At 38.5% G+C, this 21603-nt stretch carries 19 protein-coding genes; 7 read left to right on the top strand and 12 right to left on the bottom strand.

Annotated features, from left to right (window positions below; genetic code table 11):
• Positions 1-52: 52 nt before the first annotated feature.
• From FC84_RS01320 to pcrA, 7 genes are all read right to left on the bottom strand, one after another.
• Entirely contained in the window at positions 53-1039 is a 987-nt protein-coding gene (locus FC84_RS01320; protein ID WP_057754175.1) for a diacylglycerol kinase, read from the bottom strand.
• 19 nt (positions 1040-1058) lie between these two features.
• A complete protein-coding gene (gene gatB / locus FC84_RS01325; protein ID WP_057754177.1) occupies positions 1059-2489 on the bottom strand; it encodes an Asp-tRNA(Asn)/Glu-tRNA(Gln) amidotransferase subunit GatB in 1431 nt (476 codons plus the stop codon).
• On the bottom strand, positions 2489-3958 hold the full coding sequence (gene gatA / locus FC84_RS01330; RefSeq protein ID WP_057754180.1) for an Asp-tRNA(Asn)/Glu-tRNA(Gln) amidotransferase subunit GatA: 1470 nt from the start codon (positions 3956-3958) through the stop codon (positions 2489-2491). Before gatA ends, gatB begins: the two co-directional genes overlap by 1 nt.
• The gene (gatC, locus tag FC84_RS01335; RefSeq protein ID WP_057754183.1) at positions 3955-4260 is read right to left on the bottom strand and encodes an Asp-tRNA(Asn)/Glu-tRNA(Gln) amidotransferase subunit GatC; all 306 of its coding nucleotides are present in this window, start codon (positions 4258-4260) and stop codon (positions 3955-3957) included. Before gatC ends, gatA begins: the two co-directional genes overlap by 4 nt.
• Positions 4261-4348: 88 nt before the next feature.
• Entirely contained in the window at positions 4349-5512 is a 1164-nt protein-coding gene (locus FC84_RS01340) for a CamS family sex pheromone protein (RefSeq protein WP_404804615.1), read from the bottom strand.
• Positions 5509-7548, bottom strand: coding sequence for an NAD-dependent DNA ligase LigA (gene ligA, locus FC84_RS01345; protein WP_057754186.1), 2040 nt, complete (start codon positions 7546-7548; stop codon positions 5509-5511). Before ligA ends, FC84_RS01340 begins: the two co-directional genes overlap by 4 nt.
• Before the next feature lie 54 nt (positions 7549-7602).
• Positions 7603-9852, bottom strand: a complete 2250-nt coding sequence (pcrA, locus tag FC84_RS01350; protein WP_057754189.1) for a DNA helicase PcrA — start codon at positions 9850-9852, stop codon at positions 7603-7605.
• Positions 9853-10111: 259 nt separating this feature from the next.
• Between pcrA and opp3b the strand changes: the two genes are divergently transcribed.
• From opp3b to FC84_RS01370, 4 genes are read left to right on the top strand one after another with little or no spacing between them, the layout of a single operon-like run.
• On the top strand, positions 10112-11044 hold the full coding sequence (gene opp3b, locus FC84_RS01355) for an oligopeptide ABC transporter permease (protein WP_057754193.1): 933 nt from the start codon (positions 10112-10114) through the stop codon (positions 11042-11044).
• Positions 11044-12072 carry an ABC transporter permease gene (locus tag FC84_RS01360; RefSeq protein ID WP_057754197.1) on the top strand — a complete coding sequence of 343 codons (1029 nt, stop codon included), beginning with the start codon at positions 11044-11046 and terminating at the stop codon, positions 12070-12072. The genes opp3b and FC84_RS01360 overlap by 1 nt, the downstream gene beginning before the upstream one ends.
• Before the next feature lie 29 nt (positions 12073-12101).
• On the top strand, positions 12102-13181 hold the full coding sequence (locus FC84_RS01365; protein ID WP_057754201.1) for an ABC transporter ATP-binding protein: 1080 nt from the start codon (positions 12102-12104) through the stop codon (positions 13179-13181).
• A complete protein-coding gene (locus FC84_RS01370) occupies positions 13168-14115 on the top strand; it encodes an ABC transporter ATP-binding protein (RefSeq protein ID WP_057754204.1) in 948 nt (315 codons plus the stop codon). Before FC84_RS01365 ends, FC84_RS01370 begins: the two co-directional genes overlap by 14 nt.
• A 78-nt stretch (positions 14116-14193) precedes the next feature.
• Here the strand turns inward: FC84_RS01370 and FC84_RS01375 are convergent, their stop codons facing one another.
• From FC84_RS01375 to FC84_RS01395, 5 genes are all read right to left on the bottom strand, one after another.
• Positions 14194-14688 carry a hypothetical protein gene (locus FC84_RS01375; protein WP_057754207.1) on the bottom strand — a complete coding sequence of 165 codons (495 nt, stop codon included), beginning with the start codon at positions 14686-14688 and terminating at the stop codon, positions 14194-14196.
• 204 nt (positions 14689-14892) lie between these two features.
• A complete protein-coding gene (locus FC84_RS01380) occupies positions 14893-16080 on the bottom strand; it encodes a cation diffusion facilitator family transporter (protein ID WP_057754211.1) in 1188 nt (395 codons plus the stop codon).
• A gap of 30 nt (positions 16081-16110) precedes the next feature.
• Complete coding sequence (locus FC84_RS01385) at positions 16111-16656, bottom strand: DNA-3-methyladenine glycosylase I (RefSeq protein WP_057754214.1); 546 nt, start codon at positions 16654-16656, stop codon at positions 16111-16113.
• Between the two features lie 68 nt (positions 16657-16724).
• Positions 16725-17210, bottom strand: coding sequence for a universal stress protein (locus FC84_RS01390; RefSeq protein ID WP_057754217.1), 486 nt, complete (start codon positions 17208-17210; stop codon positions 16725-16727).
• Between the two features lie 179 nt (positions 17211-17389).
• Entirely contained in the window at positions 17390-18541 is a 1152-nt protein-coding gene (locus FC84_RS01395; RefSeq protein WP_057754220.1) for a glycerate kinase, read from the bottom strand.
• Between the two features lie 69 nt (positions 18542-18610).
• On the opposite strand from FC84_RS01395, the gene FC84_RS01400 reads away from it, so the two are divergent.
• From FC84_RS01400 to queG, 3 genes are all read left to right on the top strand, one after another.
• Positions 18611-19396 carry a tyrosine-protein phosphatase gene (locus tag FC84_RS01400; RefSeq protein WP_057754222.1) on the top strand — a complete coding sequence of 262 codons (786 nt, stop codon included), beginning with the start codon at positions 18611-18613 and terminating at the stop codon, positions 19394-19396.
• A 386-nt stretch (positions 19397-19782) separates the two neighbouring features.
• Positions 19783-20316, top strand: a complete 534-nt coding sequence (locus FC84_RS01405; protein WP_057754225.1) for a hypothetical protein — start codon at positions 19783-19785, stop codon at positions 20314-20316.
• Between the two features lie 14 nt (positions 20317-20330).
• Positions 20331-21521 carry a tRNA epoxyqueuosine(34) reductase QueG gene (gene queG, locus FC84_RS01410; protein WP_057754227.1) on the top strand — a complete coding sequence of 397 codons (1191 nt, stop codon included), beginning with the start codon at positions 20331-20333 and terminating at the stop codon, positions 21519-21521.
• The last annotated feature ends 82 nt before the right edge of the window (positions 21522-21603 follow it).

Below are 21603 nucleotides of genomic sequence, written 5' to 3' on the forward strand. Positions count from 1 at the left end.
GTCACCTAAAAAATATGGACTTTGACAAAGAATGTCCCAGTCCATAATCTTACTACTTATCGTTGTTATTTTCGTTTTGGCCTTCAGCTTTTTCTGCAATATCCTCAGGTACACTCAGCGCTTTGTCAGGTATTTCATCAACATTAGCAAACATTTCAATATGCTGACGTAAATTAACAAAGGTCATTGGTGCATCGCCACCGTATTCCCCATCAAGGTTAATCTTCATCTGTTGACCATGTTTAACTTTAGCCACAACTTTGCGCGTCTTGGTATAAATGATGTTAGGGTCGTTTACATGACGGCCACCGTTTAGCACCATTCCCATTAGTTTAATAACTTCAACTGGATTACTAGATTTAACCACAATTAAAGCAAAATTACCATCATCAAGTGACGCATCCGGTGCAATTTGTTCAAATCCGCCAATAGAATTAGTCAATCCCAATAGGAACATCGAAGCTTGACCATCGTATTCGCCACCATCAAATTGAATGTGCAAATCAACTGGCTTAATTCGCGGCAACATTTCTGCACCCTTAACGACATAAGCTAAATAGCCTAAAACTGATTTAAAGTCAGAAGGCACATCATAAGTTAACTCCGTTAAGAAGCCACCACCGGCAATGTTCATGAAATATTTATTATTAGCTTGACCAATATCCATCTTAACGGTTTGCCCTTTAAGAATCACCTTTGCAGCATCAATCGGATTTTCTCGTGGTATCCGTAATGCCCGGGCATAATCATTAGTTGTTCCTGCAGGAATAATCCCCATTTTAGGCCGATATTTTAGCGGTGCAATTCCATTCACCACTTCATTGATAGTTCCGTCGCCACCAGCGGCAACAATCAAATCAAAGCCTTCTTTGGCTGCTCGTTGTGCTTCTTTAGCAGCCGACATTTTTTCAGCTGTTGTTTGAAAGGCACTTGCTTCATAACCAGCCTGTTCCAAAATATTTAAAATCTCGCCAACATTACGCAACATTGTTTCATGCCCCGAAGTTGGATTATAGATCAGTCGAGCACGCATTTTCACTGACGTTTCCGCCTTTCATTTAACGTTTGTTTAACTCGGCCATCAAGATTTTATTAACCACTTTTGGATTGGCCTGGCCATGAGTTTGTTTCATAATTTGACCGATTAAATAACCAACAGCACGATCTTTACCATTTTTGAAGTCAATGATTGATTGTTCGTTAGCATCCAAAATACCAGTAATAATTGGGGTTAAAACTTCAGGATTAGATTCTTGTACTAGTCCCTTTTGTTCTACCCAAGCTTTTGGTTCACTACCGTTTTTAATCGTTTCTTGGAAAACCTTTTTAGCAATCTTAGAAGAAATGGTACCGTCTTGAATCAACTTAATCATGGTTGATAAGTTCACTGGTGTTAATTTAGTTGCTAATAAATCGAGCTTATTAGCATTTAAGTAAGCACTCACTTCACCCATTAACCAGTTAGAAGCTAATTTAGCGTTAGCACCGTCAGCGATTGTTGCTTCAAAGAAGTCAGACATTTCTTTGGTTTGTGTTAAAACGCCAGCATCATATTCAGGAATACCTAATTCATTAATGTAACGAGAACGTCGTTTGTCAGGCATTTCTGGTATTTCTGATTGAATTTCGTTAATCCAGTCGTCTTCAATTTCAAACGCTGGCAAATCAGGCTCTGGGAAGTAACGATAATCATCTTTACCTTCCTTAACCCGCATTAAGATTGTTTCGCCGGAAGCTTCATCAAAACGACGTGTTTCTGGACGAACCGAACCACCAGCCATAATCACTTGTGCTTGACGTTTTTCTTCATAAGCCAAGCCTAAACGAACGTGGTTGAAGGAGTTTAAGTTCTTCAATTCGGCCTTTTGACCTAATTTGTCAGAACCAATTGGGCTAATTGAAATATTCGTATCAACCCGCATTGAACCTTCTTCCATCTTCACATCAGAAGCACCAGTAAACTGAATCGTCTTACGTAATTGCTCCAAATAAGCATAAGCCTCATCTGGTGAAGCAATATCTGGTTTAGAAACAATTTCAATTAATGGTGTCCCCTGACGGTTTAAGTCAACATAAGAATAACCATCGTCACCATGGGTGTTCTTGCCGGCATCTTCTTCAACGTGCATTTCTTCGATCCCAATTTTCTTCTTAACACCATTAACTTCGATTTCAAGCCAACCATTAGTGGCTAAGGGTTCTTCAGCCTGAGTAATCTGATAAGCCTTGGGATTATCTGGGTAGAAATAATTCTTACGATCAAAATGCGTGTACTTCGTAATATCTGCATGTAAAGCTAAAGCAACCATCAAACCTAAGCGATAGGCTTCACGGTTAACTGTTGGCAAAACACCAGGAAAACCAAAGTCGATCACATTTGTACTCGTATTGGGTTCAGCACCATAAGTTACAGGTGAAGGGCTAAACATTTTAGTCTTAGTTTTTAATTCAACGTGGACTTCTAAGCCAATTGTTGTCTCAAAGTTCATTACCGGGCACCTCCTTTAAAACTTGGTTTTACTTCGTAATATTTCGTAGCAGCTTCAAAAGCTGCGGCAGCTTTAAAGATTGTGCCTTCATCAAAACGTTTAGCAACCATTTGCATACCAACTGGCAAGCCCTTGCTATCAAAGCCGGCTGGTACAGAAGCAGATGGTACACCTGCCATATTAGAAGAAATCGTTAAAATATCTTTATAGTAAAGTTTCAATGGATCAGAAACAATTGCACCAATTTTGAAAGCTGTATCTGGTGAAGTTGGTCCAACAATTAAATCATGATCAGCTAAGACGCGTTCATAATCTTGTTTAATCAAGGTCCGAACTTTAGCTGCCTTATTAAAGTAAGCATCATAAAAACCAGCGGATAAGGCAAACGTACCTAACATAATCCGCCGTTTTACTTCAGAGCCAAATCCTTCAGAGCGACTCTTAATATAAACATCTTCCAAATTCTTAACATCTTCAGCCCGATAACCGTAACGAATGCCATCGAAACGTTGTAAGTTTGAAGAAGCTTCACTAGAAGCTAGAACATAATAAGCAGGAACAGCATATTTTGTATAAGGTAATTGAACGTGATCAATAACAGCACCTAAATCTTCAAGTACTTTAAGTCCCTTTTCAACTTGGGTCTTAACTTCTTCATCAATACCATCACCGAAAAATTCATCAGGAACAGCAACTCGTAAGCCTTTAATATCTTGGCCCACAAACTTCGTAAAGTCAGGAACTTCTTGTTTGGAGCTAGTGCTATCCTTAGCATCTTTGCCAGACATAGCTGTTAAAATATAAGCTGAGTCTTTAACACGTTTAGTCATCACACCAATTTGATCAAAGCTGGATCCAAAGGCAATTAAGCCCCAACGTGAAACGCGACCATAAGTTGGCTTAATCCCAAAAATACCATTGTATGCAGATGGTTGCCGAATAGAACCACCAGTGTCACTACCTAAAGCAGCAAAAACTTCACCAGCTGCAACTGCTGCTGCAGAACCACCTGATGAACCACCAGGAACCCGATCAAGATCCCAAGGATTATGAGTTGGCTTAAAGTAAGAAGATTCAGTAGAAGAACCCATGGCAAATTCATCCATATTGGTTTTACCAAGGTTGATCATGCCAGCTTGCGATAATTTTTCAACAACAGTAGCGTCATAAACAGGTTCAAAGTTATTCAGAATCTTACTACCAGCAGTTGTTAAAATATTTTTAGTGACAATATTATCTTTATAAGCAATCGGAATACCAGCTAATTTATCTTCAGCCTTAATGCCCTTTTCATCTAATGCAACGGCATCTGCTAACGCTTGTTGAGCATTAACTGTGATAAAAGCATTTAATTGAGGATCGCGCTGTTCAATCGTGTCTAATGATTGTTCAACTAAATCAGTAGCTTTAATATCACCGGCAACAAGTTCTTGATGGAGCGTTTCTAAATCTTTGTCTAATAAGCTCACGCGTCAGTCTCCCCCTTATCAATAATTGATGGCACTTTGATTAAACCATCTTTTGTTTCTGGCACATTACTTAATAAGTCTTCACGTGTAATGCCGTCATTAACGACTACATCATTGCGGAAAACATTAACTTCATCAGTAATGTGGGTTGTTGGTTTAACCCCTTCTGTTTCAACATGGGATAATTCATCTTCCATGGCAATAATTTGATCTAACTGACTTGTGAATCGATCAATTTCATCTTGACTAAGTGACAAGCGTGCCAAATTAGCAACGTGTGTAACGTCATTTTTGGAAATCATTAGCTAAACTCCTTTATTTGCAAATTGGATTGTTAAACTTGTCTAATACTTCGTTATACATTCTATCATTTCATTACCCAGTTAAAAACTAGTAACTACCAAATACATGGGTATAAAATGTCTTATCACCACTATCACGATTCAAAAAGGCTTGCATTCCTTCAACAGAAGAAATTGTAATTTCGATCGGAATGCCGGCGGGTAAGTATTGTGTTGCGGCGGTATCAGTATACTGAGTAAAACTACGAATTTCATTTTCACCAAAGAATTGGGTCGTGATTTTGATATTCATACCGGCTAATTTATTATCTTTATAATGTACTTGAGCGGTAACGCCACTTAAATTAGGGAAGAATGATTGTACCTTGCTCTTGAAATTATCAAAGGAATCACTATCGCCATCATTAATGGCCTTCTCATTGTTGACAACTGGTAAGACAGCATTCTTCTCATTAACGGTGTTCCATTGATCAATGTTTGTGCCAGACTTGCTAACGGCAGTTGCAAAGTAAGTACCACCAACTAAACTATCATCTTCGCCTTGTTCATAAAGGCCAAAAACAATGGTTACATTGGCTAAAGCCTTCTTTTGACGTAAGCGGCTTAAAATTTTTTCTGCTATTGACTTAGCTTGTTGTTCTCGAGCCGTTTCGGAAATAGTGGTCTTATAAACCGCACCATATTTTTCTTTACGGTAATTATCAACCTTATTCATGCCTAACCCGATTGCCACACCACCGAGCTGATAGGAATTACCCTTACGAACTAAATAATCCTGCTCTAGAATATCTTGTAAATAAATAGGATTGCGAGTTGACGGATCTGTCTTGCCGTTATCAACTGGATTTAATCCTTCTGGGTTAGATTTAGATTGGCGAGCCAACCAGTTATTGGCCGTTGTTCTAGAAATATGCTGTCCTTCTTGAAAAGCATATTTCTTAGGTGAGAACTCGGTCTTACTTAATGTGGTTAAGCCGCTCTCAAAACTAGAAATATTAAACTTATTGGCGTTTTGATCTGTTAGTAAGCCACGCGTGGCGCTAACTTTATATTTACCATTGCTTAACAAGGCGCTATATTGCGTGCCATCAGTTGTCCCGGTAATTTGATAGTTGGAAGTTTTACTATTGGTATTACTGCCAGATTCACCATCTGATAATCCAGAATTTTGTAAATTACCACAACCTGCTAGAACCGCAACGGTTGCTAGTAGCACTAGACTTAGTTTGATTTTTTTAATGTGGTTGCTCATTCTTTCACCTCATTAAGGTATTGCAATGCTTGAGTTTCATTAATAATTGTAACGTCAAGATTTTGGGCTTTTGTTAACTTACTACCAGCATCTTCACCAGCAATTAATAAATCTGTTTTTTTAGAAACCGAGCCGGTCACTTTAGCGCCTAAAGTTAATAAGCGTTGGGTTAATTCATCACGCGTAAAATTGGTTAACTTGCCAGTGATCACAATTGTCTTATCTTGAAAATAATTTGGTTGAACTGAGGCTGTTGTTTTGGGGCCCAAATAATCAAAATTAACCCCGACACTCTGTAATTCTTGCATTAAAAGTTGAACTTGTTCATTAGCAAAGTAGGTTAATAAACTGTCAATAATTGTGGGGCCAATTGTCTTGATCGCACCAATTTCATCAGCGTCTGCTGCCATTAAAGCAGGTACAGAGCCAAAGTGTTCCAACAACAATCGAGCCGCTTTCGCACCAACATTCCGAATTCCTAAACCAAATAATAGTCGCTCTGCAGAATTATCTTTTGAGTGCTTGATCGCAGTTAATAAGTTATTAATTGATTTCTCTTTGAACTTATCTAAACCCGCTAAATCCGTAGCGGTTAACTTATAAATGTCCGCAACATCTTTAACCAAATGACGATCATATAATTGGGCCACAATCTTAGGACCTAAACCATCAATGTCCATCGCATTCCGTGAAGCAAAATGGGTTAAGCCTTCTTTAACCTGGGCGGGACACATTGGATTGACACAACGTAAGGCAACCTCATCTTCTAAGTGCACTAATTTAGCACCACAAGAAGGACAAGTTGTCGGAATTTCATATGGTTGACTGTCATGCGAACGTTTTGTCAAAATAACTTCAGAAACTTCGGGAATAATGTCGCCAGCTTTATGAATTTTAACGGTATCGTTTAACCGGACATCTTTAGCTAAGAGAAAATCCGGATTATGAAGCGTGGCACGTGCAACAGTCGTACCAGCTAATTGGACTGGATCCATAACCGCTGTTGGTGTAACCACACCTGTGCGCCCAATCGTCCATTCAATATCGTGAACGATTGTTTCAGCCTCTTCTGGTGGGAACTTATAAGCAATCTCCCAGCGTGGTACCTTAACGGTATTACCCAAAACTTGCTGCTCTGCCAAATCGTTAACTTTCAACACCACGCCATCAATACCATATGGCAAATCATCCCGACGACTTTGATAACGCTCAATAAAATCCTGAACCGTAGTTAAATCCGTTGCTAAAATTGACTCCGGATTAGTATGAAAACCCCATTGAGTAAGTTGGGCTAAAGCATCCCGTTGAGTATGAACATCGTAATCAGCAGCATTAACGATTGTATACATAAATGTATCCAGGTTTCGTTCGGCAGTAATTTTAACATCTAATTGCCGCAAACTACCCGCTGCTGCGTTACGCGGATTAGCAAACGTTGGTTGCCCATCACGTTCACGCTGCTCGTTTAATTTTACAAATGACGTTTTAGGCATGTAACACTCACCGCGAACCTCTAAATCAATCGGCTCGGTTAACTGTTGCGGAATAGCTTTAATCGTTTTAAGGTTTTCCGTTACATCCTCACCAACATTACCGTCGCCACGTGTTGATCCTTCAACCAAACGGCCTTTTTCATAACGCAATGAAATTGCTAAACCGTCAATCTTTAACTCAACACTATATTCGCCTGGTTGTTTCGTCGCCGTGACAATTCGCTGATTAAATTGAGTTATTTCTTCAAGTGAAAAAACATCGCCCATTGATAGCATGGGAATGTTGTGGGTGATTTTAGTGAATTCAGGTAAAACAGCACCACCAACATTTTGCGTTGGTGAATCTACCGTTACCAAATCAGGAAAAGCCCGTTCTAAATCTTCGAGATCACGGTATTGCTCGTCATAAACAGCATCTTCGACAACTGGTGCATCAGCAGTATAGTAAGCGGCAGCGTATTCTTTTAATTTTGCACGCAGACTAGCGATTTTAGTAGCAGCCTCTGCGTGAGAAAATTCAGCAATTGCTTTTTCTAATGCCATAATAGCTCCTTTAATTAATGCCTTAATCTATCAAAACAATCTCTAAAAGAAGAATTATTCTACTTTTTTAATTGGGGCAAAAGCGGCCATTAAATGCTTCACACCAATATCTGGAAAAGCAATTGTCAATTCAATATCCGCCCCATTGGCTTCAACTTGAACCACAGTTCCTTGGCCCCATTTACGATGTTCAACTTTATCGCCAGCTTGCCAAGCCAACTTCTCGGCGCCAACAGAACCACTGGCTTTTTTCGCTGTCTTTGTTTCCCGATAAGTACTAGCTTGTGCGCGAACTTGGTAATGATGCTCATGTGAAGCGTTATTCGAACGATCAAACGGATATGACCCAGCATTAGCTGATTCTGTTTCTAGAACTTCCGGTGCAATTTCCCCAATAAAACGTGAAGCGGGATTGTTCTGAGTTCGGCCGTACAACATACGACCGTAAGCGTTGGTTAAATAAAGTTGCTTCTCAGCTCGTGTAATCCCGACATAAGCTAGCCGACGTTCTTCTTCTAAAGCATCATCTTCCATTAATGCTCGTGATAATGGGAAAATACCCTCTTCCATTCCTACTAAGAACACCACTGGAAATTCCAAACCTTTAGCAGCATGCAAGGTCATCAACGTCACTTGTTTAACGTCTTCTTCCAAATCATCTTGATCAGAAACTAAAGCCAAACCTGCAATGAAATCCGTTAGCATATCGCTATCTTCTTCCTCAGGTTCATAAGTATCATCAAATTGTTTCGTAACAGTTAAAAATTCACTTAAGTTCTCAAGTCGTGTGTCGGCTTCAATCGTATTTTGAATTTCAAATTGATGTTTGTAACCACTGCGTTCTAGTAAAGCTTCAGTTAATTCAGTTGTTGATAAAGTTGTGCGTTGTTCACGTAAATCATAAATCATTTTGGCAAAATCTAACATTGCCGTACGCGGTTTGGCAGCTAGTGCTGATAAATCAGCGTTTTTAGCAGCCTCTAAAAGTGACCAATCATGTTCATCAGCAAATGCTTGGAGCTTAGCAATGGTACCCGCGCCCATTCCTCGCTTAGGCTCATTAACAATTCGATTGAAACTCATCGAATCAGCTGGGTTGGCTACTAAACGCAAGTAGGCCAAAATATCCTTAATTTCTTTACGATCGTAGAATTTATGACCACCAAGAATTTTGTAAGGGATGTTTTGTTGGACTAAGCGCGATTCTAATGAACGAGACTGAGCGTTGGTTCGGTAAAGAATCGCATAATCGCCATAATTAAAAGTACCAGCCTTAACACCTTCTGCAATTTTAGCTGCAACAAAATCAGCCTCATCCGTTTCACTTTGGGCCCGATAATAAATCACCTTGCCACCGTCAGGATTATCAGTCCATAATTCTTTAGGCTTACGGTAATTATTGTTGTTAATAACTGCATTAGCCGCGCTCAAAATGTTTTTAGTGGAACGATAATTTTGTTCCAACATAATCATTTTGGCATGAGGATAATCTTTTTCAAAGTTCATGATATTACTCATATTGGCACCACGCCAGCCATAAATACTCTGGTCAGCATCACCAACAACACAAACATTCCGGTAACCAGCACCTAATAAGCGCACCAATTGATACTGTGCTTCATTGGTATCCTGATATTCATCGACATGAATGTAACGGAACTTGCGTTGATAAAAAGCTAAAGTTTCATCACTGGTATGGAACAAGCGAATAGTTTGCATAATCAAGTCATCAAAATCAAAAGCTTGATCACGTTCTAGTTCACGTTGATAAAGGCGATAAACTTGAGCCACGATTTTTTCAAAACCTGGTGCAGAACCGAATTCAGTTTCATATTGTTCTGGCGTCTTCAATTCGTTTTTAGCATTACTAATTTGTCCCAAAATACCTTTAGGATCATACTTTTTCGGATCAAGATTTAATTGTTTTAAAATCCGCTTAATTAAAGTTAATTGTTCAGCAGGATCAGCAATCGTAAAAGTCTTGGCATAACCAATTTTCTCTGCTTCCCTACGTAAAATTCGCACACAAAGTGCATGAAAAGTTGATACCCAAATGTCATTGGCGCCTTCACCAAGTAATTTGCCAATTCGTTCGCGCATTTCTTTTGCAGCTTTATTAGTAAACGTAATTGCCAAGATTTGCCAAGGCAACACGTTTTTTTCTTCAATTAGATAAGCAACACGATGAGTCAGCACTCGCGTTTTACCAGAGCCAGCTCCTGCCATAATTAGGAGTGGACCCTCTGTCGTTAGTACTGCTTCCTTTTGTTTGTCGTTAAGCCCTTTTAATAAATCAGTTGCCATGTTGCCATCCTTTCAAAACGTCGCTATTCTAAAAATCTATTATAACAAATATCAAGAGACACACCTAAAGTAAACCAAAACTTAGCAGAAAATTATTAGAGTGTAACAGGCGACGGGTTGACTGCATTTTTTGCAAAACATTTGCAAAACAGATGACAGGTTCTTTTACAAACCAAGCTTGAACAGGTAGAATTTAGTTTTAGTGATATTAAGTAAGTAACTTCTGCCTCTTCACAGTAAAACTATGGGAGTGTTAACAATGGGGAAATATATTCTCAAACGAATTGGTTATCTAATTCTAACCTTATTCATTATTGCAACCGCCACATTTTTCTTAATGAAATTAATGCCTGGATCGCCTTATGCTAATCAAGCCAAGATGACGACTGAACAAATTAAAATTATGGATCAACAATATGGCCTCAACAAACCGGTTTACCAACAATATTGGCTTTACATGGCCGGTTTATTGCATGGTGATTTTGGTACGTCTTTTCAATTTAACAACCAACCTGTTTCATATTTAATTGCTAGTCGCATTGGTCCTTCTATGCAGATTGGTTTACAAGCTATTATTTTGGGCACTGGCTTAGGAATTTTACTCGGCGCCATTGCCGCCATTCGCAAAAACACTTGGGTTGATACGGTCGCGACATTTTTTGCTATTATTGGCCGTTCCATTCCTAACTTCGTCTTTGCAGTCATTTTACAGTTTTTCTTAGCTTTTAAATTAGGTTTATTCCCAATTGCCTTATGGGATGGCTTTTCTTCAAGTATTTTGCCAACAATTGCCTTGGCCATGGCGCCACTAGCCACAACCGCACGATTTATGCGCACTGAAATGGTGGACGTTTTGAATTCTGACTATATTGAATTAGCTCGCGCTAAAGGAAATTCACCTTGGCAAACAGTTGCTAAACATGCCTTGCGTAATTCTTTAATTCCGGTTGTGACGATTATTGGCCCAATGGCGGTCGATTTAATGGTCGGTTCCATGGTTGTTGAAAATATTTTCTCCATTCCTGGTATCGGTGAACAATTCGTTAAATCGATCACCACAAATGACTATCCTACAATCATGGGGTTAACCATTCTCTATTCAACATTGTTAGTTGTCGTTATTTTAATTGTGGATATTCTTTATGGTCTAATTGATCCACGAATCAGATTAAGTAGTGAGGTGCAAAACTAATGGCCGATAATCTCAATAAACTCAAAATCACTCCTGCTAGTTTCAAAACCGTTACCGCAGCCAATGTTGATGCGCAAGAAAAAATCAGTACGCCTTCACTAACCTTCTTCCAAGATGCAATCCGTCGACTTCGTAAAAATCGTGCTGCGATGATTTCATTTTGGCTGCTATTAGTTATTGTCATTATTTCTGTTGTATCAATTTGGTGGACACCTAGTAATCCCAACGCCCAAAATGTCGCTTACGCCAATTTGCCACCTAAAATAGGTCAAGGTATCCCCGGATTTTCTGGACAAGCCAATGTTGGTGGCCGAATTGTGGATAAATATGCGCAGGCTAATGTTCCTAAGGGTACTTATTATATTTTAGGTACAGATTATTTAGGACGTGATTTGTTTTCACGATTAATGAAAGGTGTTGCTTTGTCATTATTGATTGGTCTGCTAGCCACACTATTTGATTTAGCGATTGGCGTATCTTATGGTTTAATTTCTGGTTGGCATGGCGGTCGCACTGACAACATTATGCAACGAATCATTGAAATCATTTCCTCAATTCCTAATTTAGTGATCGTAATCCTGATGCTATTACTATTTACACCAGGATTAAATTCAATTGTGATGGCAATGGGTTTAACCGGTTGGATTACCATGGCACGGCTAGTTCGTGCTGAAACGTTAACCTTAAAATCACAGGAATATGTTTTAGCTGCGCGTACTTTAGGAGAGTCACCAGTTAAAATTGCCGTTAAACATTTAATTCCTAACTTATCTTCAACCATTATTATTCAAACTATGTTTTCAATTCCCACAGCTATTTTCTTTGAAGCTTTCTTAAGTTTCATTGGCATCGGTATTCCTGCCCCAAATGCTTCGCTAGGAACATTATTAGCTGATGGTCAAAAAGCTTTTCGGTTCTTGCCCTATCAAATGTGGTATCCAGCAGCTGTTCTAAGCATCATTATGATTGCTTTCAACTTGTTAGCAGACGGTTTGCGCGATGCTTTTGATCCTAAAACACAAGAATAAAACACTAACTGATTAGAAAGGAGCAACCTATGACAAAGATTCTTGATGTCCAACATCTTAAAATTAATTTTGCAACGTTTGCTGGACAAGTTCAGGCCATTCGCGATGTCAGCTTTCATCTCAATCAAGGTGAAACTTTAGCTATCGTCGGTGAATCTGGTTCTGGCAAATCAGTCACTGTTCGTAGCATTATGGGTTTATTGGCCAATAATGCTCAGGTAAAAGCAGGCCAGATTAACTTCAAAAATCATGATCTGTTAAAAATGAATGCCCGTGATCTGGAAAAGATTCGTGGCAATGAAATCGCCATGATTTTTCAAGATCCGATGACTTCTTTAGATCCTACCATGCCGATTGGTAAACAAGTCGCTGAACCACTACTAATCCACGGCAAAGCCACAAAAAAAGCCGCTTTACATCGCGCTGAAGAAGTACTAGAACTGGTTGGTATTAACAACGCTAAAAATCGCCTTAAAGATTATCCTCATCAATTCTCTGGTGGTCAACGTCAACGGATTGTCATCGCCATGGCCATTGTTAATAATCCCGAGATTCTAATCGCTGATGAACCAACAACTGCTCTTGATGTAACCATTCAAGCCCAAATTCTTGAGTTACTAAAAGAATTACAACAAAAAATCAAAACCTCAATTATTTTTATCACCCATGATTTAGGGGTTGTTGCTGGAATTGCTGATCGAGTAGCCGTCATGTATGCTGGTAAAATCGTCGAATTTGGCACTGTTGATGAGATTTTCTACGATCCTAAGCATCCTTACACTTGGGGACTTTTAAATGCCATGCCCACGCTTAAAACCGACTCAGAACGTCTATACGCCATCCCCGGAACACCGCCTAACCTACTCAACCCACCTCAAGGCGATGCTTTTGCACCCCGTAATCCTTACGCCATGGTCATTGACTATCAAGCAATGCCACCCTTCTTTAAGGTAACCGATACTCATTATGCGGCTACTTGGTTACTGCATCCTGACGCACCACAAGTAACCCCGCCTTTAGCTATTCAAAAGCGTGAAGCAGAATATCAAATTTTACTTCATCAGCATCAGACGCTAGCGCAAAGGAGTAACGTTAATGACCACGAATAATACAACAGCACGTAAAAAATTAATCGAAGTTAAACACCTTAAACAATATTTCAATGCTGGTAAGGCAAATGAGGTCAAAGCCATCGATGATATTAGCTTTGATATTTATGAAGGCGAAACATTTGGACTTGTTGGTGAATCTGGCTCTGGTAAGAGCACTACTGGCCGTAGTATTATTCGTCTTTATCAACCAACTAGCGGCCAAATTCTGTTTGATGGTCAAGATATCAGTCAGATTAAACATCGCGACATGTTAAGCTTTCGTCGCGATATGCAAATGATTTTTCAAGATCCCTATGCTTCTTTAGATCCCCGAATGAAAGTTAAAGACATTATTGCCGAGGGGCTGGATGTTCATCACTTAGTTCATAGCGAACAAGAACGTGGCGCGCGCGTCAATAAACTGCTTGATTTAGTTGGTCTTAGCCGTGACCACGCTACTCGCTACCCACATGAATTTTCCGGTGGTCAGCGTCAACGCATTGGCATTGCCCGTGCACTAGCTGTGAATCCTAAGTTTATTATTGCCGACGAACCAATTTCCGCTCTAGATGTTTCCATTCAAGCCCAAGTTGTGAATCTATTACGCGATATTCAAAAAAAACAGAAACTCACCTATTTATTTATCGCCCATGACTTATCTATGGTGAAATATATTAGCGATCGCATTGCCGTCATGCACAATGGTAAATTGATAGAATTAGCTACTGCTGACGAAGTTTACAATCATCCCTTACACCCTTATACCAAAAGTTTGTTATCTGCGGTACCACTACCCGATCCAGTTGCTGAGCGAGCACGCCAACGAACCGATTATAATGACGCCATTGAATTCGATGGTCAACAGCGAACACTGCAAGAAATTACTCCCGATCATTTCGTCTTAGCCACTAATGATGAAGTCATAGCTTATCGTAAACTCGCTCAAGTGTAATAAAATCAAAAAAGGCGTTGAACAGTTTGAATTCTGTTCAACGCCTTTTTAGTAACAATGACTATTGTCATATTTGATTTAATTTGCTAATTCCCATTCTGCTAATGCGTTAGCTGCTAACAATAAGCTAACGGCTGCATCTTTAGAAAGGTTTTGTTGAACTAACTCAAAACCGCCCACATTAGCAACAGCACCAATAACTTCTAAGCCATACATAATCAAATTCAAATCTTTACGTGCAGAGTAACCACCACTGAAATTATCTTCGTGATTGTAAGAGAAATTAATTTGACCTTCAGTTAATGAACCATCGACGTGATTAGTTAAAACCCGATCTTCTAATTGGCTCATTGGTTCATCTTCGCCTTGCAACGTCAACTTATGATCTGACGTTGTGCCATAATAATCATCTTGGCTCATCTTTAAGTAAGTTGCAACAGGTTGATCAAAAATCTTTAATTCAGTGACAATATTAAAAACTTGTTGAGCATCAAATTGCACTCGTCGAGCAATAATATCATTACTATTTTCTTCTAGCCAATCTGCGTATTGTTTAATTGCATCGCGTTCCATGAATATCCTCCTAGAATAAAAGTGACGCCATCTTGGTCACTTCTTCAAAAGATTATTAACTTTCGAAATCTGGTTAAGTTATGCTGCTATTGTTGAATAACAGTAGTGGCAACATTGCCTTGCCACCATTAAAAACAGCTTACTATACCCTTATTTTACTTGTCTAACCCTAACTTAACAAGTACTGACTTGTTTAACTTACTCCTATATTAGAGAATGATCATCACCAATATAATTATGATCAAAAGTAATTTCTGCTGTAACTTGCCCTAAAATTTTGCGTAAATCGTGATTAATTGATACTAACAGTTCGTCATCGTTAGTCGTGATGTGTTCTGGCACAACGACATCAAACTGAATCAACTTATCTCCGTTCACTAATTCTTCAACATGAAAGTCATGCGTGGTTAATCCTAACTCATAATGTTTAATCACAGCCTGCACGGCTTCATAAATTTTTGCGTATTTTTGATTATTAATATCGATTGGATCAATATGACAAACTAGATGAATTTGCGCTTGATGCCAAAAATCATGCTCAATTTTATCGGTAACATGATGGGCTTGATTCAACGTCCAGTTGCTATCGAATTCCACATGCACTGATGCAAAAATCATATTTGGTCCGTATTGATGAATTAATAAATCATGAAAACCTAAAATATCGTCGTAAGTTTGTAATAGGTCATCCATTTTCTCAACTAACTCATGTCCTGGTTGATGACCTAATAGATCATTAATAAATGTCCTAATTAAACTTGCTGCACTAAATAAGATATAGATTGCCACGCCTAAACCAACCCAACCATCTAAATGCCAACCAGTAGACGCCTGAATTATGGCCGATAATAAAACGGCTATTGTTGTAAAAACATCATTTAAACTATCTTTAGCAGTGGCAATTAGTGTCGGTGAATCAATGGTCTTTCCAATCAAGCGATAAAAATACACTTGCGCCAATTTTAAAATAATTGAAATCACTAAAATAACATAAACCGTGGTATTCAAGCGTAAAGCGCTAGGTGAAATAATTTTATCAAGCGAGCTTTTAACAAACTGGAGCCCGACAAACATGATCACAATTGAAATCAATAAACCAGAAATCGATTCTGAGCGTTCATGACCATAAGGATGCTCATGATCCGGCTTTTTACCCGCCATTTTAAAACCAATCACTGTTAAACCGGATGACAACATATCCGACAAGTTATTAATGGCATCGGTGATAATTGAGATACTCCCTGAAAAAAGTCCAATCATAATTTTCAAAATAAACAAAATCAAGTTAGAGCCTAATCCAACAGAGCCTGATAAAATGCCATAACTTACTCGTTGCTCAATAGGTGTTTGTTGAGCAATTCTTTTTTTGAAATATTTAAGGAATAAATACAATTCATCACCTTCTTAAAAGAAAGACGTTGGCTACTTGAAGGGACATTCCTCAACGTGGTCATTAATAATGCCAGCACCTTGTAAGAATGAATAAATAACCGTTGGGCCAACAAATTTAAATCCTTTTTTCTTCAAATCTTTAGAAATTTGTTCTGACAATTCTGACGTTGCCGGAACTTCTGCATCACTTTTAGGATGATTAATAATTTGTTGATCATCAACAAACGACCATAAGTAAGTAGCAAATCCGCCAGTAGCCTCGATTTTTAAGAATGCTTGGGCATTGGTGATCGCCGCTGTAATTTTCCGCCGATTACGAATAATCTCTGAATCTTGCATTAATCGTTCAACGTCAGTGGCGGTCATTTGTGCAACTTGGTGCGGATCAAAATTATTAAAATCACGATTAAAGGCTGCTCGTTTGTTCAAAACGGTTTGCCAACTTAAACCCGCTTGAAAGGTTTCCAGACATAACAAACCAAATAATTTTTGATCATCGTATTCAGGCTTACCCCATTCAGTATCGTGATATTCTTGCATGACTGCTGACAATTTTGCCCAAGTGCATTCTGCCATAAAAAACCTCCGCTTATTCTTCTGTTTTAATTTTAACAGAAAGAATAAGCAGAGGTTATGGTCAAAACTTATTTAACTTTGCGATATTGGTTTTCTAAATCAGTCCGAACAATTAATACGTCACAAGGCGCATGCCGATTAACATATTCCGTCACTGAGCCAACCAAGACACGCTCAATTGCGTTTAACCCAGTTGCCCCGATCATAATTAAATCATTATGATGATCTTCTGGGAAATCACGAGAAATTACTACTTTAGGATTCCCAAAACGAACGTGAATGTCAATATCTTCATCTTTAAAGCCATCATGTTCCAAGGTCTCTTGTTTAACATTTTCTAAGTAGCTTTGTGCATCCTCAGAAATCTGATAAATCGCATCCCCGGTTAAACCACCGCCGTAGTTACCGACAAATTGTTTAGTATCTAAAATTGTTAAAATATCCAAGTGAGCATGGTTGGTTTGAGCGACACGTTTAGCTTTAGTAAAAGCCAACTCTGCTTCGGGCGAACCATCCATTGGAACTAATATACGTTTATATTCTTGCTCTGCCATGTTGAACACCTGCTTTCTTTCCTCTAACCAAATCATAACTTTTAGCAGATGGGATTTCAAGAATAAAGAGCCTGACTTGATTTAAAAATATAGTAACGCTAAGTCTAAACTTATTTAACTCAACATAAAATAGCCCAACCGCAATATTTATTGGATTGAGCCATTTTAAAGATCATTAATTAATTAATTAATTTAGCAACTTCATGTGTTGTCAAGTATAGGCTTTGTTGTAGCTCACGTTCTGAGGTTGCAACATGTTCTTCCATCATCGGTAACTTAATACCCACAATTTTTGGTAAAACAATCGTGCTAACCAAAGGTAAATTCCATTCATCAGCCGGCGTAATGCGAATTAATGTCATTAAAACAGTGCGAATATCTTGATCGTTACAGAACTTAGCCAGTTCACCTACAAAGGAACTTGTAAAACGAGTTTGGTTAACTTGATCGGTAGCAAGGAAAGCTGCATCGACATCAGCCAATTCTTTCTTGAAATCTAGGCGTTCAAACAGCCATTGATAAGTACTATTTGAAATAGTGGCATCTAAACAAGCTAAGGCTCCGGCAATACCGCCGCCAGCACCAGCACCGACAATTGTACTTAAGTCTAAATTACGTTCCTTACGCATAGCCCGGTTAAATTGATTAGTTCGCAAATCTAACCGAACAATCTGATCAGATAACAAGCCAATTTCACGACCATTATCAACTAACTTGCTATCTGAACCTGTATAAGTTGAGGTTTCACGAACTAAGACTGTCAACTTAATATCTTTAAGCAATTCATCAGGTTTAGCAAAATCAATATGGCCAAAATTAATTAATGGATTTTCACCAACAGGAATAGGATCGCCACTTTCATCCGTTATCACAGCTCCTAAAGCTTGTAACATACCTAAGCCACCGTCGATCATGCTGGTATCATCAATTAATAAGACGACTTCTTTTGCCTCATTAGTAACAGCGTCTAAGATCAACTGCCCTAAGCCATAGCTAGAAGCATGGAATAAATCATGATGATCATATTGGCTAGTTAATTGGCGATCTGTAAAATCAGAAGTATCAATCACGGCCGTTTGCTGATCTGCAAATTTCGTCAACAAGTAAGTAATTTGCGTACTTTCCCAATTAGGGCCGTAATAAACAAAGTCTTGTAGATCGCCGCCATTCCATTGTTGCAAATCACTAATAAGATTTTGTTGTTGACCATCAAAGGGCAATAAAATAAATTCTGAAGGTTCTTTTTCAACAAGACCCTGTTGAATTAAACCGCGACTGATGGACGCATTTAATTCCGACGTTAAATCTTGACTGGCTACAAGTATTTTCATAATGACACCTATCTTTTTATTTTTTCTGGTATGATTAACTTATTCTACAACTGAAAGGAACCTAATATCATGACTGCACGACTTCTCAACATTCAACAAGGCAGCAACTTTCGCGAACTTGGCGGTTACCGAACTCAAGACGGTCATCAAGTTAAATATCATAAAATCCTGCGTTCAGGTAACCTTGCTAACTTATCTGATGCAGATTTAGATTATTTAACAAATTATGGCGTCATCAAGAGTATCGATTTTCGTTCACCACAAGAAGTTAAGGATGCCCCCGATCGTTTAACGACAAAAATGTCTTATCATTTTGACCCAGTCTTTCGCATTGATGAAACTGAAAGTACTCGCGATCAAGATAGCTTTTATAAGAAATTAAGTCAAACTCCGGGGATCGGTCATCGTCAGATGCTTTCTGCATACCATAATCTTATCACGGACACTCATCCACAGAAAGCCTACCATCAATTTTTTGAACTTCTCTTAACAAATACTCAAGATAATCAAGCTGTTTTGTTCCATTGTACCGCAGGCAAGGATCGAACTGGTATTGGTGCTTATTTATTTTTACGAGCATTAGGTGTTGATCGAAAAACGGCTGAACAAGATTACTTACTAACTAATACCGTCATTAAAGATGAAGTTGCGCAAATGATTGCCGACTTGCCTAGTGATAACCCTAATTTAGTCGACAGTGTTTTCTCTTTCCAATCAGTCAAAATGGACTATTTAGCCCAGGCTCAGTCTGAAATTCGCGAACTAGCTGGCGACATTGATCATTATTTAGAAACTGTCCTAGACTTGTCAACAACTGATCTTGCTGATTTAAAGAAAATTTATTTACAAGCTTAAAAAGGAAAGATTGTTTTGTGAATAATAATCTTTCTTCACAATTTCTTCACATTTTTTCGCTATGCTAAACATGAGTCATGAGAATGACTTCTCCAATAATTTTTGATGCACTATTCTTTTTCATCTCCCCCAATATTTGAAGAAGATAGGATCAAATAAAGGCAACGACTACTTCAAGTCGTTGCCTTTATTCTTTTTTCTTTCTTAATTAGCAACTAATTTTACACGGAAAAACAAGTTTCCTTAAATTTAATACAGCAATATTCGTTAGTTCAATATTTATTTTATTTAGAAATCGTGAATTTTAAATCAATGTTGCAAATTGTTCGAATACCTTTAGCTATGAGATAATAAAAACATATCATCAATTAATTTGGAGTGTTTAAATGCCAGTCTTTTCTATTAAACGTCTTACTTTTATCGCATTAATGGCTGCGTTATGTAGTCTAGGTAGTCTTTTAACAATTTTTATTCCTAATTTTTCGCTAGTCTTGGCTTTTTTCTTACTCATGACGACTTTTGCGGGTTTGGCAACTGGCAGTCTCGTGATGGTGATCACCATCTTATTATCTAATCTACGTACCGGCGGTGTTGGCCCTTGGACTATTTTTCAAATCAGCAGTTATTTGCTAATCTTGATTATCTGGCAACTCTTCTTACGTACATCGCTTCAAAATAAACGTCCCATCCTGACTGCATTATTTGCCTCCTTACTCGGTTTTAGTTTTGGCTTTTGGAATGCGATTATGACCGTCTTCTTCTATCATCTCGCAAACTTCTTTGTCTATTATTTGCAAGGTCTCTATTTCTATTTATCTTTGTGTGTGGCAACAGGAATTTTTTATTATCTATTTGCGCGTTACCTACTGCCCATCCTTAATCATAAAATCCCCGAATTGGCGCGACACAAGCAAGCCTAGAAAGGAGTCGCATTATGACCAATGAACTTTTAAAGCAAGCAATCATCAAAGCTAGCCAAGAAATTGGTATTGATAAAATTGGTTTCACCACGGCTGATAATTTCGAACATTTACGACCAAGTTTAGTTGCGCAAAAAGCAGCCGGTCACACCACTGGTTTTGAACATCAAAATCTTGATGAGCGTTTAAATCCTGATCAAATTTTTGACCAACCACAATCAATTATCGCAATTGCCCTCGCTTATCCAACCCGAATCAAACAACGTCCCCCTAGAACCGAAAACATTCGCGGTCAATTTGCTCGCGCCTCTTGGGGAATTGACTATCACCGTATTTTAGATAATAAAATGGCACAGTTAATAACAGCCATTAAACAATTAGCAACAAAAAATAATGACATCAAGTTTAAACCAATGGTGGATACTGGTGAACTAATTGATGTAGCAGTCGCACAACGCGCTGGATTAGGTTTTATTGGTCGTAACGGTTTGCTGATTACTGAAGAATTTGGTTCATTTGTTTATCTAGGCGAAATTATAACGAATATTGAATTTACACCTGACGAACCAATTGCTAATCAATGTGGTACTTGTACACGCTGTATTGACGCTTGTCCACCAAGTGCATTACTTGGCGATGGCCGCTTAAATGGTCAGCGTTGCTTATCTTATCAAACCCAAACGAAGAATTTAATGCCAAAAGAATTCCGGCCAATGATTCGCAACGTCATTTATGGCTGCGATATTTGCCAGATTGTTTGTCCTTTTAATAAAGGGAAAAATTTTCACTTTCATGCGGAAATGGAACCCGATCCTGAAGCTGTTATGCCTGAGCTTGTTCCAATGCTAACCATGAGCAACAAAGAATTCAAAGTTAAGTTTGGTCCCATGTCTGGTTCTTGGCGCGGTAAAAAACCACTCCAACGTAATGCTATTATTGCCTTGGTTAATTCAAAAGCAACTAGCACAATTCCCCAATTATTAGAAGTTATTGACCATGATCCCCGGCCAGTTATTCGAGCAACTGCTACCTGGGCGGTTGTTGAATTATCTGACTTGCGTAATGAAGCATTATTAAACTTTTTAACTTCAGCGCGAACAAAAGAAACCAGCGTTGCCGAGGTAGATCCTGAAATACTAGACGAATACGATCAAGCAATTGCCAAATTAAGAGCCTTACCTGAACTGCCAAATACGACGAACTAAAAAAAGAACCAAGAACAATGTTTGTTGGAACTGCAACTATTTTTTGAAACATATAAATAAAAGCAGCTTTCTACATTAGGTA

Origin of the sequence: Lapidilactobacillus dextrinicus DSM 20335, assembly GCF_001436095.1 — a bacterium.
Classification (GTDB): Bacteria; Bacillota; Bacilli; order Lactobacillales; family Lactobacillaceae; genus Lapidilactobacillus; species Lapidilactobacillus dextrinicus.

Excerpts from the sequence above, each read along its gene's own strand:
- FC84_RS01400 (WP_057754222.1), top strand. The coding sequence starts at position 18,611 with ATGACTGCACGACTTCTCAACATTCAACAAGGCAGCAACTTTCGCGAA.
- FC84_RS01395 (WP_057754220.1), bottom strand. The coding sequence starts at position 18,541 with ATGAAAATACTTGTAGCCAGTCAAGATTTAACGTCGGAATTAAATGCG.
- gatC (WP_057754183.1), bottom strand. The coding sequence starts at position 4,260 with ATGATTTCCAAAAATGACGTTACACACGTTGCTAATTTGGCACGCTTG.
- FC84_RS01340 (WP_404804615.1), bottom strand. The coding sequence starts at position 5,512 with ATGAGCAACCACATTAAAAAAATCAAACTAAGTCTAGTGCTACTAGCA.
- queG (WP_057754227.1), top strand. The coding sequence starts at position 20,331 with ATGACCAATGAACTTTTAAAGCAAGCAATCATCAAAGCTAGCCAAGAA.
- pcrA (WP_057754189.1), bottom strand. The coding sequence starts at position 9,852 with ATGGCAACTGATTTATTAAAAGGGCTTAACGACAAACAAAAGGAAGCA.
- FC84_RS01365 (WP_057754201.1), top strand. The coding sequence starts at position 12,102 with ATGACAAAGATTCTTGATGTCCAACATCTTAAAATTAATTTTGCAACG.
- FC84_RS01385 (WP_057754214.1), bottom strand. The coding sequence starts at position 16,656 with ATGGCAGAATGCACTTGGGCAAAATTGTCAGCAGTCATGCAAGAATAT.
- FC84_RS01405 (WP_057754225.1), top strand. The coding sequence starts at position 19,783 with ATGCCAGTCTTTTCTATTAAACGTCTTACTTTTATCGCATTAATGGCT.
- opp3b (WP_057754193.1), top strand. The coding sequence starts at position 10,112 with ATGGGGAAATATATTCTCAAACGAATTGGTTATCTAATTCTAACCTTA.
- FC84_RS01375 (WP_057754207.1), bottom strand. The coding sequence starts at position 14,688 with ATGGAACGCGATGCAATTAAACAATACGCAGATTGGCTAGAAGAAAAT.
- ligA (WP_057754186.1), bottom strand. The coding sequence starts at position 7,548 with ATGGCATTAGAAAAAGCAATTGCTGAATTTTCTCACGCAGAGGCTGCT.
- FC84_RS01360 (WP_057754197.1), top strand. The coding sequence starts at position 11,044 with ATGGCCGATAATCTCAATAAACTCAAAATCACTCCTGCTAGTTTCAAA.
- FC84_RS01370 (WP_057754204.1), top strand. The coding sequence starts at position 13,168 with ATGACCACGAATAATACAACAGCACGTAAAAAATTAATCGAAGTTAAA.
- gatB (WP_057754177.1), bottom strand. The coding sequence starts at position 2,489 with ATGAACTTTGAGACAACAATTGGCTTAGAAGTCCACGTTGAATTAAAA.
- FC84_RS01390 (WP_057754217.1), bottom strand. The coding sequence starts at position 17,210 with ATGGCAGAGCAAGAATATAAACGTATATTAGTTCCAATGGATGGTTCG.